We start from the raw sequence: 15016 nt of genomic DNA on the forward strand, positions 1-15016 counted from the left end.
CTATGTGCGCAGAATTTGAAGTTATGTGAAGTGACGGTGAAGTGTGAACGACGCCTGTACTCCGCCTTCGGGGCGATTACTCAGTGTCACATCGCCGTCAAACAGACGGGCAACTTCGCTGACAAACGCCAGCCCCAGACCGCTGCTCTTGTGACCATTCTTGCGGGGCAGTGAATAAAATCGTTCAAAAATGCGCGGTAACGCAAAATCAGGGATCCCGCTGCCGCAGTCCGTCACCTGCAATGAGACCTTTTCTCCTTGCTGCTGCGCACTCAGGACAATGGTCCCCTGTTCAGGGGTAAAGTCGATGGCGTTATCCAGCAGATTACCCATGGCCTGCTCCAGCAGCGCAGGTTCAGCCGCAACCACCCATGATGAGGGCACAATGTTGAGCGTGATATGTTTAGCAGCCAACTGGACGCTACGCGACTCGCGCAGCTGAGCAAACAGTGCATCAACCGCAACGGGCGTAAACGCAACATCCTGCCGGTTTTCCAGCCGCGCCTGGCGCAACAGGGTTTCGACCAGTGCCTGCATACGCGCATTTTGCGTCAGAATATTTTCGGTAAAACGTGCCACCACGTCAGGTGGCGGCCCTTCACGTAAAATCTCCGCCGCGCCACGAATAGCCGCCAGCGGGCTTTTCAGTTCATGGGTTAAGGCATACACATACTGCTCAATGTAATTCTTACCCTCCAGCTTCAGGCGCATACTTTCCAGCGCCTGCGCCAGTTTTCGCAATTCACTGCTGCCTAAATCCGGTAACGCGACGGGCCGATTCTCCGTCACCGAGTCAGCATAGCGCGCCAGCCGGGCAATAGAGCGGTTGATCCACCATACCATTCCCACGCCAATCACTAATGCGATCCCCAGCAACACCGCGCTCGCCCACAGCATCCGCCGCTCGCTGCGTTTAATTACCGGTGCCATTGCCGCATTGGGCTTCCCGACGCTAAGCACCCCAATAATGCGCTCACCGTCGATAATCGGTGCCGCAACGTACATCACCGAGCTTTCTGGGTCAGCCGGATTTTGCAGCGTACTGCGCGCGCCATATTGCCCGCGCAGCGTTAACCACACGTCGTTCCAACGGGAATAATCTTCCCCTACTGCTTTATTGGCGGAATCAAACAACACCTTGCCCTGAGCATCTGTCATGTAGACGTGATACTCATTGCGCACTTTGTTAATGCCGCTGATGTTGGCACGAAAAGGGCGGTTATGCAGTTGCGAGAAGGCCTGCGCCAACTTACCGTTGGCAGCAGAGCCAGAGAGTACGTCGTCGCGTGCCAGCGCCGCTAACAGCGTGGCGGTGTCAATCAGCGTGCCTTCGGTGGCCCGGCGTACGCCAGGTTTAATCTCCTGCACAAAAATAGACAGAACAAACCAGGCGGCAACGGCGACAATCAAAAAGTAGCCCAGCAGCAGTCGCATGCCAATGCGCATCAGGCGTTCCTCAGGCTGTATCCCATCCCGCGATGCGTGTTAATCGGCGAGAGATCCGGATTAATAGCTCGCAGTTTGGCGCGCAGTGTTTTGATATGCGTGTCCACCGTTCTGTCGTAGGTATCCTGCGCATCGGCCCAAACTAAATCCATCAGTTGCTGGCGCGAGTAGATACGCCCCGGCGACATCAGCAAGGTTTTCAGCAACAGGAACTCATAGCGCGTCAGGTTTAACGGACAGCCAAACCACGCAATCTGCGCGGCGGGTTCATTGAGTTCAAAATTGCCAAAACGCGCTGCCAATGGCGGTGCTGCAAATTTCCTCACCCGCCGCAGCAGCGTGCGCACTCGGGCGCACACCTCGCGCGGCGAGAAGGGTTTGGCGACGTAATCATCCGCGCCAATCTCCAGACCTAACAGGCGGTCCACTTCATCGCTGCGGGCGGTCAGAAAAAGAACCGGCAGCGCCGGGTGGCGCTCCAGCAGGCGACGGCACAGTTCAAAACCGCTGATATCAGGCAGTCCGACGTCGAGGATTATCGCATCCGGGCATCGCTGACGCGCGCTTTCCAGCACCGGCAGTCCACGCTCAAACGCTTCCACGCTAAAACCTTCCTGTTGCAGCATGTAGATAAGCGTATCCGCGATACCCTGCTCATCCTCAACCAACCAGATCAACGCCTGTTGCATTTTGCTTCCTTGTTACTGCCGCCACGGCATGATGGGCACCGCGCTGATGGCATTTTTTGGCGAACCGTCGACAACCTTGTCGGAATAGGCCAGATACGCCAGCGTGTTGCGTTTTTCATCATAAAAACGCACCACCTGTAATGATTTAAACACCAGCGACGTCCGTTTCTTAAAGACGACTTCGCCCTGCGCTTTACCGTTCTTGATTCTGTCGCTCAGCTCAACCGGCCCCACTTGCTGGCAGGAAATGGCGGCATCGGAAGTATCTTCAGCCAGACCTAACCCGCCCTTAATGCCACCGGTTTTTGCGCGGCTAACATAGCAGGTCACATTGGTTACATCGGGATCGTCAAACGCTTCGACGACGATTTTATGATCCGGCCCAAACATTTTAAATACCGTATCGACAGAACCAATCTGCTCCGCATGGGCCACCTGCGCCAACAACAGCAAAATTGAGGAAATGACTAAGCTCTTATATTTCATATTGTTACCATTTTTAAAAGTTGCCCTGAGCAATTATTCAACATTCTAAAATAAAATGTATACAGATCACAGGATTACAATAATCACGCTTTCGTATGTCCGAAAACAGCATTTATGAGCAAAAAAAACACTGAATGCTAAAACAGCAAAAAATGCTATTATCCTCTTACCTGACGTCAGGTACTCGCTGTTGAAAGGATGAGGATATTTTATGGATCAGGCTGGCATTATTCGCGACCTATTAATCTGGCTGGAAGGTCATCTGGATCAGCCTCTGTCGCTTGACAATGTGGCGGCAAAAGCAGGCTATTCCAAGTGGCATCTGCAGAGAATGTTTAAGGACGTGACGGGCCACGCTATTGGTGCCTACATCCGCGCCCGTCGTTTATCGAAGTCCGCTGTGGCGCTACGCCTGACTGCGCGTCCGATTCTGGATATTGCCCTGCAATACCGTTTTGACTCTCAACAGACGTTTACCCGTGCGTTCAAAAAACAATTCGCTCAGACGCCTGCACTGTACCGCCGCTCGCCGGAATGGAGCGCTTTTGGTATTCGCCCACCGATGCGACTCGGGGAATTTGCGATGCCAGCGCATCAGTTCGTGACGCTGGAAGACACGCAGTTGCTCGGCACCACGCAAAGCTACTCTTGCTCGCTGGAACAGATTTCCGACTTCCGTCATGAAATGCGTATTCAGTTCTGGCGCGACTTCCTGAGCCAGGCTCCTGCCATTCCGCCGGTGCTGTACGGACTCAACGAAACGCGTCCGAGTTTTGAAAAAGATGACGAGCAGGAAGTCTTCTATACCACCGCACTCACACCGGAACAGGCCAGCGGCTATGTACCGTCCGCGCAGCCAATCCTGTTGCAGGGCGGCGAATATGTCATGTTTACCTATGAAGGCCTGGGAACGGGCGTGCAGGAATTTATTCTGACAGTGTATGGCACCTGTATGCCAATGCTGAACCTGACTCGTCGTAAAGGTCAGGATATAGAGCGATACTACCCGGCAGAAGATGCCAAAGCAGGCGATCGCCCTATTAACCTACGCTGCGAATTCCTGATTCCTATTCGCCGTTAACGCTGTAGCTCATCCAACGCAGGGGCGTCCAGATGCGAGATGTCCCCTGCCGTTTCTACCACCCAACCCGGCGCAAGCCATAAACTTTCCTGATAATCGACGCGGGAAATCGAGCAGTTGCGCAGACGCAGCCGACGCTCAGCCCAGGCGGGCAGTCCCAGAATCGTACTCACCAGGCAACCCAGCGCAATACCGTGGCTTACCAGCAATGGGCGGCTCCCTTGCGGCAGTTCCAGACAAGATGCCAACGCGGCGTTAACACGATCGGCCAGTTCCTGCATGGATTCCCCATCCGGAATACGACCATCAACCGTGCCGTTGACTAACTGGCGACGCCAGCCCTCTTCCTCTGGCGTCAGAGAGTCGATGTGGCGCTTTTCCAGCACCCCCATATTCAGCTCGCGCAGGCGGGCGTCGAAGGTGATATCACAGCCACACGCCTGGGCGATGATTTCTGCGGTGCGTCGTGTACGACCTAAATCGCTACTGATGACGTGAGTAATGCCAAGCGAGCGGACGCGTTCGCCAACCTGCATAGCTTGCTGTTCACCTTTAGCGGTCAGCGGGCTGTCTGACTGGCCTTGAATACGTCGCTCGGCGTTCCACTGCGTTTCACCGTGGCGAACAAGGTATACCTGTAACATGCGTTTTTTCCGTTATACTGCGATGCGATGAATTTTCAAACTGAGCTTAATTATGCACAAGGTTATCTCTGCGACCACCAATCCTGCCAAAATTCAGGCAATTCTTCGGGCATTTGAAGAGATTTTCGGTGAAGGATCCTGCCATATTGAACCCGTCGCCGTCGAGAGCGGTGTGCCGGAACAACCTTTTGGAAGTCAGGAAACGCGCACTGGCGCACGAAATCGCATAGATAACGCACGCCGCCTGCATCCTCAGGCCGATTTCTGGGTGGCCATTGAAGCCGGCATTGACGATGACGCGACCTTCAGCTGGGTGGTGATTGATAATGGCGTTCAGCGTGGTGAAGCGCGTTCCGCTACGCTGCCGCTGCCGGCGGTGATTCTCGACAGAGTCCGTCAGGGAGAAGCGCTCGGTCCGGTGATGTCACAGTACACAGGCATTGACGAGATAGGCCGTAAAGAAGGGGCGATTGGCGTGTTTACCGCCGGGAAGTTAACCCGTGCCAGCGTCTATCACCAGGCGGTGATCCTGGCGCTCAGCCCGTTCCATAACGCGGTGTATCGGTAATTATTTGCGCTACGTTGTAGGCCTGATAAGCACTGCGCCATCAGGCAATTCAATCTTTTCCGAGCAGCACCTGTTCCAGCCACTGACGCAGCTCGACCGGCGCAGTTTTGAGGCTATTGGACCCACGCGTTATGGTCGCAATACCGGCCCCAAGCTCGTTTTTCAACTCGCGTTGGCTCATCTCGCCGCGCAGCAGTTCTTCAATAATGCGCACGCGAGTCCCCAGCGCTTCGCGCTCATCAGGCGTTAACATCAAATTGAGCAATGGCTGGTGTAAATCTTGCTCATAAGCGTGTTTAAGCAGGTCGACAAAACGTAACCACTCCTGGTGACGCTGTTCTGCCATCTCTGCTGAATAGGGTGATTGCTGAGTCATAAGATATCGCCATCGTTGCGGGGGAGGCGCGATTGCCTCCCCCTTTGTACTCTTTAACGAGTACGATAGCATAACACACTCACCACGATCAGTAACGGCGTTGCCATTCTGCGTCGTTCATCAATTCCGGCTTATCACCGAGGAAGTAACGATAGTAGGCATCGTAAGCCAGCACGTTTTTCACGTACCCACGGGTCTCGGAGAACGGGATGCTTTCTACAAAGGCCACCGCGTCAATGCGCCCTGCACTGTTGCCAAGCCAGGTACGAACGCGACCCGGTCCGGCGTTATAGGCTGCTGAAGCAAAGATGCGGTTATTGCCAAACTGTTGATACACATACTGTAAATAGCTGGTGCCGATGTTGATATTGGTCTCAGGATCCAACAGCTGATTAGGACTGCTGTAACCCGGAATCGAGAACATCTTCACTGTATGCGTCGCCGTACCCGGCATAATTTGCATCAACCCGCTGGCACCCACCGGCGATTTTACCTTCGGGTTCCAGGCACTTTCCTGACGGGCAATGGCCATCGCGTAGCTTGGCTGAATGTCTTTCCCGCTGGTGTAACGGGTAAACAGATCTTTGTAGGCCAGCGGGAAACGCTCTTCCAGATGATCCCAGAGTTTGCCAGCGATCGTGGCCTGCACGCTCAGATCCCACCAATGGTTGTTAAACGCATAACGCGCCAGCTGCGCCTGCTCAGACTTGGTGCGGCTGGTGACCAGATTCGCCCACTCGCTGCGCGCGGTGTTGTCCATGTTCCAGTACATCAACTCACGTACGCGCGCCATCTCCGGTCCCTGCGTCAGGGCAGCGTCAACATCCGCAGGCGCTTTGTCTATTTTCAGCGTGTATTCTTCACCAAGGCGCTGTGCCGCCACCATCGGATAGAAACCACGCTGCTGCATCAGCGCATGCAGGATCTCTTTCGCTTCGGCGTCACGTCCGCGCTCCAGCAGCAGATCCGCCTGCCAGTAACGCCATTCATCTTTTTCCTTCGCGTCCATCGGCAGGCGCGCCAGCCAGGTATTCAGCCCTCGACGATCGCCAGTTCCCAGCGCCATCCGCACACGGCGCTCCACAAGCGTGGTGGATTGTGAGCGCATAATCGCATCATCGCGCCATTTGGCCTGCTCGTCAGTAACGTCGTTGCCCATCAGACGCCAGGCGACGATATCGCGTAGCTCCTGAGTTTGATCGTCATTTAACTGCTGCGCCTGCGCCAATGAAGGGATCATCAAACGTGCATTTTCCGCGTCCTGACGCGCTACGCTGGCAAACGCCACCGCCGCCATCTGACGGGTAAAATCCGTAGCGCCGGTGGTGCGCGCAAACGTCATCACCGAGTTAGGGTTGTTTGCCAGTGCAATAATCGCTGAAGCAATGGTCTGATAATCCGCTGGCATTTGTCCGGCCAGCGCGGTAACCAGTCCGGTATTACCCGCCTTCATCGCCAGGCGAATACGTTCAAGATACGCTAACGGATCCTGAGTCCCCGATGCCCGCCATACGCCGAATAATTTGTCACAGGCGTTGGGCTGACTCTTCCCGGTCAGCCAAAGATCTTTTGCACCTTGCCAGGCTTCTTCGGCCTGCCCGGTACTCCATTTCGCATAGTAGTAATTACATTGCGCTTCGGTGGTGCCGGGCTTATCCGGGCTGAATGCTAACAACCCTCGCCAGTCTTCCCGACGTGCCAGTTCGTTCACGAAGCGCGATTGCAACGTGCGTGCAGGCGGCAGCGTTGGATTAGCGCGCACAAAATTGGTGACGGTAACGGTGGGCTGATTCATCAGATCGTCAGTAATCTGGTGATATTCAAGGTAGGGATACAGAGGATAGCTTTTCAGGCCCGGCATCATCTGCTCGACGACGTCCATCTGCCGGTTATCCCAGGCCTGCTTAATTTGTGCATAGCGATTGCGCTGTTCATCCAGAGAATCCGCTCGCGCCACTTGACTGATCGTCAGCAGACATACGCTGGCTGCCAGCAGGCGCCAGGCTACGTGTTTGGCTTTGTCCACAAGCTCTTCCTCTTATCGTGTTACGACTGTGCAGCATCATGCCGCTTAATAGATTCATGCTAATCAGACATTGCAGAAAGTGCCACGTTCCGGACACTTTTTTACTTTTGTTGCGAGTGAGATCTGCTGGCTGGGATTGAGCAATGAAAAAGGCTACACTTCGCCTTTGATAACTATTCATCACCCTACTCAAAATCATTCTGGCTGCATCAAGGCGGCAAGAGAGAAAATCCCTGCGAGCATAGATGGCTATGTGACCAGGGTTTTCGAATGCAGCCAACACAGAGGCAGCCTGAAGGATGAAGAGTATATAAAAGAGGCGAAGTCCAACGTGGCTCAATTCGTTTATACCATGCATCGTGTCGGCAAAGTCGTTCCGCCGAAACGTCATATTCTTAAAAACATCTCTCTGAGCTTCTTCCCGGGTGCCAAAATCGGTGTACTCGGTCTGAACGGCGCGGGTAAATCCACCCTGCTGCGCATCATGGCCGGTATTGATACCGACATCGAGGGCGAAGCTCGTCCACAGCCGGGCCTCAAGATCGGTTACCTGCCTCAGGAGCCGAAGCTGAATCCGGAACATACCGTGCGTGAGTCCGTTGAAGAAGCGGTCGCCGACGTGGTTAACGCCCTGAAAGGCCTGGATGAAGTGTACGCGAAGTACGCCGAGCCGGATGCCGACTTCGATAAGCTTGCCGCACAGCAGGGTAAATTCGAAGAAATCATTCAGGCACACGACGGCCACAACCTGAACGTACAGCTGGAGCGCGCCGCTGACGCACTCCGTCTGCCGGACTGGGATGCCAAAATTGAGAAGCTGTCCGGGGGTGAACGCCGCCGCGTCGCGCTGTGCCGCCTGCTGCTGGAAAAACCAGACATGCTGCTGCTCGACGAACCGACCAACCACCTGGATGCTGAATCCGTGGCATGGCTGGAACGCTTCCTGCACGACTTCGAAGGGACCGTGGTGGCAATTACCCACGACCGTTACTTCCTCGATAACGTGGCTGGCTGGATCCTGGAGCTTGACCGCGGTGAAGGTATTCCGTGGGAAGGTAACTACTCTTCCTGGCTGGAGCAGAAAGATCAGCGTCTGGCGCAGGAAGCCTCTCAGGAAGCGGCTCGCCGTAAATCCATTGAGAAAGAGCTGGAGTGGGTACGCCAGGGTGCAAAAGGCCGTCAGTCGAAGGGTAAAGCCCGTCTGGCACGCTTTGAAGAGCTCAACAATACCGAATACCAGAAGCGTAACGAAACCAACGAACTGTTTATCCCACCAGGACCTCGTCTGGGCGATAAAGTCGTTGAGGTTACTAACCTGCGTAAATCCTACGGCGACCGCGTCCTGATCGACGACCTGAGCTTCTCGGTACCGAAAGGCGCTATCGTCGGGATCATCGGTCCGAACGGCGCGGGTAAATCCACCCTGTTCCGCATGCTCTCCGGTGAAGAACAGCCAGATAGCGGCACCATTGAACTGGGTGAAACCGTGAAACTGGCCTCCGTTGACCAGTTCCGTGACGCAATGGATAACAGCAAAACCGTGTGGGAAGAAGTGTCCGGCGGGCTGGATATCATGAAGATCGGCAACACCGAAATGCCAAGCCGCGCTTACGTAGGCCGCTTCAACTTCAAAGGTGTTGATCAGGGTAAACGCGTCGGCGAGCTGTCCGGTGGTGAGCGTGGTCGTCTGCACCTGGCGAAGCTGCTGCAGGTTGGCGGCAACATGCTGCTGCTCGATGAACCGACCAACGACCTGGATATCGAAACCCTGCGCGCGCTGGAAAACGCCCTGCTGGAGTTCCCGGGCTGCGCAATGGTTATCTCGCACGACCGTTGGTTCCTCGACCGTATCGCCACCCACATTCTGGATTACCAGGATGAAGGCAAAGTCGAGTTCTTCGAAGGTAACTTTACCGAATACGAAGAGTACAAGAAACGCACGCTGGGCGCAGATGCGCTGGAACCGAAGCGTATCAAGTACAAGCGTATTTCTAAGTAATTGCCGTTAAGTGCCGGATGGCGCTGTGCGTGTCCGGCCTACGAGGTGAGTGCAACTTGTAGGCCGGACAACGCGTTTATGCCGCCATCCTGCATTAAAATCTACCCCTGCTCACCCATCAATTCTTTCACCAACTCCACGCAGCGCAGGAAGCGACCGTCATAGTCTGGCTCCTCGACGTGGACAAAATCGATGTTATTTTCCTGCAGCATTTCCACCAGCAGCGACTGAAACGCCTTCCGGTCAACCGAACTGCCCAGACTGCGTAGTCCATCTGCCACCCACGGCGTGTTATTTTCCAGCAGAATCACCAGGTCAAAGCGGTACTCGTCGATCAGCGCCTGCACAAACGGGTGCTCACGCCCTTCATACTTTTTACAGAACGCCTGCGTCGTGACAAAGTCGGTGTCGATAAATGCCACTTTATTAGCATATTTAACTGCAAAATCAATGTATTGCGCTTGTCCAAGCGCGATTTTATCGTAATCGGAATACTGCAGAGCCATCTCATCGCCGCCCAAATGGGAGAAGACGTAATCACGGCCATATTCCCACGCACTGGTGGTGTTGAAGATATTGGCGAGTTTGTTCACCAGCGTCGATTTTCCGCTCGACTCACCGCCAAGGATCGCCACGGTGCGCACGAAAAACGGTTTCACCTCGGTGGGAATATACTCCCAGTAGCGAAACGGGTTCTCACGGATTTGCCCGCCGCTGATGCTCATGAATGTGCGCTTGGGATCGACCAGCACCGTTTCAATTCCCAGATGTTCCAGATACTGCGGCGCATCGGCTTCTTCAGAGGTGTAGATCCAGTTTGGCTGGATCCCTTTCTCCTGCATAAACGTTTTTATGCCGTTACTCCAGACATCCCAGCCGTGCGGATAGGGCTCCATGCCTTCTTCATTAAAGGCATGAATACGGATATTTTTCTGATATTTGAAGGTTTGCAGCAGCCAGCGAAGACGGTCAGAAACTGTGGGCTGCTGTGACATGGCGCTGTCTTCAAACAGGCTACGGTCGCGCGTTTCATCATAGCCCATGATGATATGCAGCTCGTCAACCTGGCTACAGGCGCGCTGGATCAGATAGATATGCCCGGTATGCAGCGGATAAAACTTACCGAATACCACACCGATATTTTTCTGCTGACGGGGAAACTCAAGCCCGAGAAAACGGTGCAGCGCCTCCAGCTTTTGCGCGCTGGGGCTTTTGATTTTGGCATTCAGCAGTTGGCTTAAATATCCCTTGGTCATACCACTGGCATCCGCCACCTGTTGCAAGGTACAGCCCTTTTGCTTAATGGCGGTTTTGAGATAGTCGAACGATGACACAAGAGCCTCCTGCTGGAAAAATCGCGTAACACTGCCTGATGGCGCTTCGCTTATCAGGCCTACAGGGTGAAACAAATAATTACCCTATGGATTTCTGGTGGCAGCCAACATACCTGCCGACAGAAAGACGACGGGTAATGAATTATAAGTCGTCAAACACGTTTAACGCATCCGCGAGCTTTTTAACGCCAAAAACCTGCATTCCTTCCGGCACCTTTTTCGGCACATTGGCGGCAGGGACAATCGCCCGACGGAAACCGTGCTTCGCCGCTTCAGAAATTCGCTCCTGGCCGCTGGGAACCGGGCGAATCTCCCCCGCCAGCCCCACTTCGCCAAAGACCACGAGATCGTGCGGTAACGGCCTGTCGCGCAGGCTGGAAACCATCGCCAGCAGTAACGCAAGATCGGCACTGGTTTCGGTGACTTTGACGCCGCCAACCACGTTAACGAACACGTCCTGGTCAGACATTTGCAGGCCGCCGTGACGGTGCAACACTGCCAGCAAGATCGCCAAACGGTTTTGTTCCAATCCGACTGCTACGCGCCGAGGGTTCGCCATCATCGAGTGATCGACCAGCGCCTGAATCTCCACCAGCAGTGGACGCGTCCCTTCCCAGACCACCATCACCGAGCTGCCGGAGGTCACTTCATCGCCACGGCTTAAGAAAATAGCGGAAGGGTTGCTGACTTCGCGCAGGCCCTGTTCGGTCATGGCGAAGACGCCAAGCTCATTCACCGCACCAAAGCGGTTTTTATGGCTACGCAGGGTACGGAAACGAGAATCCGCATCGCCGTCAAGCAGCACCGAGCAGTCAATGCAGTGCTCCAGTACTTTTGGCCCAGCCAGAGAGCCATCTTTGGTGACGTGACCGACCATGACAATCGCCACGCCGCGCGTTTTAGCAAAGCGCGTCAGGTATGCGGCGGTTTCACGCACCTGCGCCACGCTGCCCGGCGAAGACTGAATATCCGCCATGTGCATCACCTGAATGGAGTCGATGACCATCAGCTTTGGCTGCTCTTCCTCTGCAATCAGGCAAATCTGCTCAATGCTGGTTTCTGACAGCATATTCAGATTTGCCGTCGGCAGACCGAGTCGATGGGCGCGCATCGCCACCTGTTGCAGCGATTCTTCCCCGGTGACGTACAGGGTCTTCATCTGCTCGGCAAGCTTGCACAGCGTTTGCAGCAGCAGGGTGGATTTCCCGGCGCCTGGATTACCGCCGATCAGAATGGCACTGCCGGGCACCACACCGCCGCCCAGCACGCGGTCAAACTCTTTAAAACCGGTAGAAAAACGCGGCAGCTCTTCCAGACTGATATCCGCCAGCTTTTGCACCTTAGCGACGCCTGCATTACCGGCATAGCCGCTGAGGCGCTCGTTACGTGCCACCGTCGGTGACGCCGCAAGACGCACCTCGGTGATGCTGTTCCAGGCCTGACAGGCGCTACATTGCCCCTGCCAGCGCGGATAATCGGCCCCGCATTCATTACATACAAAGGCGCGTTTAGGAGCTTTTGCCACGTTTTACCTCGTTATTTCTGGTTCATGCTACCGGAGAGAATGCAGAACACCCCCATCAGGTCAGCGTGACGGATAGTAATCTCTGTCTTTTCATTCACTTTCGGCTTAGCATGGTAGGCGATCCCCAGCCCTGCCGTTTTGATCATCGGCAGATCGTTAGCGCCGTCGCCAATCGCCACCGTTTGCGTCATTGGGATTTCATATTCCTGCGCCAGTCGGGTCAGGGTGGTGGCCTTGTACTGAGCATCGACGATATCGCCAATCACGTTGCCGGTAAATTTCCCGTCCATGATCTCCAGCTCGTTCGCCACAACCGCCGTCAGGCGCAGCTTTTCGCGCAGATATTCAGCAAAGAAGGTAAAGCCACCGGAGGCTATCGCGACTTTCCAGCCCAGCGTTTCCAGCTTCAGCACCAGTTGCGTTAAGCCGGGCATCAGCGGGAGATTTTCACGTACCTGCATCAAAATATTGGCATCCGCACCCTTCAGCGTGGCGACGCGGCTGCGCAAGCTAGCGGTAAAATCCAGCTCCCCGCGCATCGCGCGTTCCGTCACTTCTGCGACCATCTCGCCGGTTCCGGCCAGTTTAGCGATTTCGTCAATGCACTCGATCTGGATCGCCGTCGAATCCATGTCCATCACCAGCAGGCCTGGCGTGCGCAAATGCGGGATTTTCCCCAGCGGGGCAACATCCAGTTTGGCATCATGCGCCAGTTTTGTTGCCCGCGGCGTTAACGATCCCGCGAGGCGAATCACCTGATAATCCTCGACGCACCAGGCCGCCACAATCACCATCGCCGCCCCCAGTTTGCTCTGGTATTGCGTTAAGCGTTGTTTATCCAGCCCACGACCATACAGCAGCCAGCCGCTACGGCCCGCGTGGTAATCCAGTGGCATCACTTCATCACCACTTAAAGAGAGGGGCAGACCTGGCCACAGAGAGACATCTTCAGGTAGATCGCACCAGGTAATGTTAGGCATTAAAGCTCCTGTAAAATCGTTCGGGTCGGAATCATCAGGGGAAAATAACGCATGAGGCTACCCTGTAACCAGCGCTTCTGGCAACATTAAGTCTCAAATTTTCAGCAGGTGGAATATGGCTCGCGCAAAACTGAAATTCCGACTTCATCGTGCAGTGATTGTATTGTCCTGCCTCGCGCTGCTCGTCGCCCTGATGCAGGGCGCGTCGTGGTTTAGTCAAAACCATCAACAGCAGCGAAATCCGCAGCTGGAAGAGCTGGCCCGCACGCTGGCCCGCCAGGTTGCGTTAAACGTCGCGCCGCTAATGCGTACCGAAACGCCGGATGAAAAACGCATCGCTGTCGTGCTGCGCCAACTCACCGACGAGAGCCGTATTCTCGATGCGGGCGTCTATGATGAACAGGGCGATCTCATTACGCATGCCGGTGAGAGCGTGAATGTTCGCGACCGGCTGGCGCTGGACGGTAAAAAAGCCGGGGGCTATTTTAATCAGCAAATTGTCGAACCCATTCAGGGCAAAAATGGTCCGCTGGGCTACCTGCGCCTGACGCTGGATACCCATACCCTTGCCACCGAGGCCAAACAGGTGGATAACACCACCAACATTCTACGCCTGATGCTGCTCCTGTCACTGGCGATTGGCGTGGTATTAACCCGGACATTACTGCAAGGTAAGCGCACCCGCTGGCAACAATCGCCGTTCCTGCTGACCGCCAACAAACCGGTGCAGGAAGAAGACAGCGAGAAAAAAGAGTAATTCACCAGGAAGGAAATCAACCATGACCACATTACGCCTGCTTATCTCCGACTCTTACGATCCGTGGTTTAATCTGGCGGTTGAAGAGTGCATTTTTCGTCAAATGCCCGCCACGCAGCGCGTGCTGTTTTTATGGCGCAACGCCGATACGGTGGTCATAGGCCGGGCGCAAAACCCGTGGAAAGAGTGCAATACCCGACGCATGGAAGAGGATAACGTCCGGCTGGCTCGCCGTAGCAGCGGCGGCGGCGCGGTGTTTCACGATCTCGGTAATACCTGCTTTACCTTTATGGCAGGCAAACCGGAATACGACAAAACCATCTCCACCACTATCGTACTCAATGCCCTGAACGCACTGGGCGTCAACGCTGACGCCTCCGGGCGTAACGATCTGGTGGTCAAAACGGCCGAAGGCGATCGCAAAGTTTCAGGTTCGGCGTATCGAGAAACCAAAGATCGCGGGTTCCACCACGGTACGCTGTTGCTGAATGCCGACCTCAGTCGTCTGGCGAATTACCTCAACCCTGATCAGAAAAAGCTTCAGGCGAAGGGGATCACCTCCGTGCGTGGTCGGGTCGCGAATCTGGTTGAACTGCTGCCTGAGATCACTCATGAAAAAATCTGTGAAGCCGTGACCGACGCCTTTTTCCAACACTACGGCGAACGCGTAGCGGCTGAAATTATTTCCCCGGATAACACGCCGGATCTGCCCAACTTCGCCGAAACGTTTGCCCGCCAGAGCAGTTGGGAGTGGAACTTTGGTCAGGCCCCTGCCTTCTCTCATCTGCTGGATGAGCGTTTTACCTGGGGTGGCGTCGAGTTACATTTCGACGTGGAGAAAGGCCATATCACCCGCGCGCAGGTCTTTACCGACAGCCTCAATCCCGCGCCATTAGAAGCGTTGGCGGGCAGCTTGCAAGGGTGTCTGTATCGGGCGGACAGGCTGCAACAGGAGTGCGAGGCGTTGATTGGCGATTTCCCGCAACAGGAAAAAGAGCTACGAGAACTGTCGGCGTGGATAGCAAGCGCGGTACGCTAATAAAAAAGCCCGCTGGCGCTGTGCTTAGCGGGCCTACAAAACCGTAGGCCGGGTCAGGCGAAGCCG

Annotated in this window: 14 protein-coding genes; 5 read left to right on the forward strand and 9 right to left on the reverse strand. The window is 55.0% G+C overall.

The genetic code is table 11. The features are described 5' to 3' along the window. Positions 1-21: 21 nt before the first annotated feature. From creC to creA, 3 genes are read right to left on the reverse strand one after another with little or no spacing between them, the layout of a single operon-like run. The gene (creC, locus tag FDW88_RS03605; RefSeq protein WP_137362039.1) at positions 22-1446 is read right to left on the reverse strand and encodes a two-component system sensor histidine kinase CreC; all 1425 of its coding nucleotides are present in this window, start codon (positions 1444-1446) and stop codon (positions 22-24) included. Continuing rightward, positions 1446-2135, reverse strand: a complete 690-nt coding sequence (creB, locus tag FDW88_RS03610) for a two-component system response regulator CreB (RefSeq protein ID WP_115259517.1) — start codon at positions 2133-2135, stop codon at positions 1446-1448. The genes creC and creB overlap by 1 nt, the downstream gene beginning before the upstream one ends. A gap of 12 nt (positions 2136-2147) precedes the next feature. Continuing rightward, positions 2148-2621 (reverse strand): protein CreA, encoded by a 474-nt coding sequence (gene creA, locus FDW88_RS03615; RefSeq protein WP_096758388.1) that lies wholly within the window; start codon positions 2619-2621, stop codon positions 2148-2150. Positions 2622-2832: 211 nt separating this feature from the next. On the opposite strand from creA, the gene robA reads away from it, so the two are divergent. Continuing rightward, complete coding sequence (gene robA / locus FDW88_RS03620) at positions 2833-3702, forward strand: MDR efflux pump AcrAB transcriptional activator RobA (protein WP_096758389.1); 870 nt, start codon at positions 2833-2835, stop codon at positions 3700-3702. Here robA and gpmB read toward each other — a convergent pair. After that, on the reverse strand, positions 3699-4346 hold the full coding sequence (gene gpmB / locus FDW88_RS03625; RefSeq protein ID WP_137362040.1) for a 2,3-diphosphoglycerate-dependent phosphoglycerate mutase GpmB: 648 nt from the start codon (positions 4344-4346) through the stop codon (positions 3699-3701). The genes robA and gpmB overlap by 4 nt on opposite strands. Before the next feature lie 52 nt (positions 4347-4398). On the opposite strand from gpmB, the gene yjjX reads away from it, so the two are divergent. Beyond that, positions 4399-4914: an inosine/xanthosine triphosphatase gene (yjjX, locus tag FDW88_RS03630; protein ID WP_096758391.1), complete on the forward strand. Its 516-nt coding sequence runs from the start codon at positions 4399-4401 to the stop codon at positions 4912-4914. Positions 4915-4963: 49 nt separating this feature from the next. Here yjjX and trpR read toward each other — a convergent pair whose 3' ends face one another. Then, a complete protein-coding gene (trpR, locus tag FDW88_RS03635) occupies positions 4964-5290 on the reverse strand; it encodes a trp operon repressor (protein WP_096758392.1) in 327 nt (108 codons plus the stop codon). An 88-nt stretch (positions 5291-5378) separates the two neighbouring features. Further along, positions 5379-7316, reverse strand: a complete 1938-nt coding sequence (gene sltY, locus FDW88_RS03640) for a murein transglycosylase (RefSeq protein WP_137362041.1) — start codon at positions 7314-7316, stop codon at positions 5379-5381. A 331-nt stretch (positions 7317-7647) separates the two neighbouring features. Between sltY and ettA the strand changes: the two genes are divergently transcribed. Continuing rightward, positions 7648-9315, forward strand: coding sequence for an energy-dependent translational throttle protein EttA (ettA, locus tag FDW88_RS03645; protein WP_096758394.1), 1668 nt, complete (start codon positions 7648-7650; stop codon positions 9313-9315). A gap of 101 nt (positions 9316-9416) precedes the next feature. On the opposite strand, the gene nadR is transcribed toward ettA, so the two are convergent. The 3 genes from nadR to serB all read right to left on the reverse strand — a co-directional run bounded on the left by nadR (position 9417) and on the right by serB (position 13154). After that, complete coding sequence (gene nadR, locus FDW88_RS03650) at positions 9417-10649, reverse strand: multifunctional transcriptional regulator/nicotinamide-nucleotide adenylyltransferase/ribosylnicotinamide kinase NadR (protein WP_135912622.1); 1233 nt, start codon at positions 10647-10649, stop codon at positions 9417-9419. Between the two features lie 142 nt (positions 10650-10791). Further along, the gene (gene radA / locus FDW88_RS03655) at positions 10792-12174 is read right to left on the reverse strand and encodes a DNA repair protein RadA (protein ID WP_096758396.1); all 1383 of its coding nucleotides are present in this window, start codon (positions 12172-12174) and stop codon (positions 10792-10794) included. Between the two features lie 11 nt (positions 12175-12185). Beyond that, positions 12186-13154, reverse strand: coding sequence for a phosphoserine phosphatase (gene serB / locus FDW88_RS03660; RefSeq protein ID WP_115259521.1), 969 nt, complete (start codon positions 13152-13154; stop codon positions 12186-12188). Positions 13155-13269: 115 nt separating this feature from the next. Here serB and FDW88_RS03665 point away from each other — a divergent pair, with 115 nt between their 5' ends. Together FDW88_RS03665 and lplA are read left to right on the forward strand one after the other, a co-directional pair. Beyond that, a complete protein-coding gene (locus FDW88_RS03665; RefSeq protein ID WP_096758398.1) occupies positions 13270-13911 on the forward strand; it encodes a YtjB family periplasmic protein in 642 nt (213 codons plus the stop codon). Between the two features lie 22 nt (positions 13912-13933). After that, positions 13934-14950, forward strand: a complete 1017-nt coding sequence (gene lplA, locus FDW88_RS03670; protein WP_115259522.1) for a lipoate--protein ligase LplA — start codon at positions 13934-13936, stop codon at positions 14948-14950. The last annotated feature ends 66 nt before the right edge of the window (positions 14951-15016 follow it).

Source organism: Citrobacter sp. wls829, assembly GCF_005280825.1.
Classification (GTDB): Bacteria; Pseudomonadota; Gammaproteobacteria; order Enterobacterales; family Enterobacteriaceae; genus Citrobacter; species Citrobacter gillenii.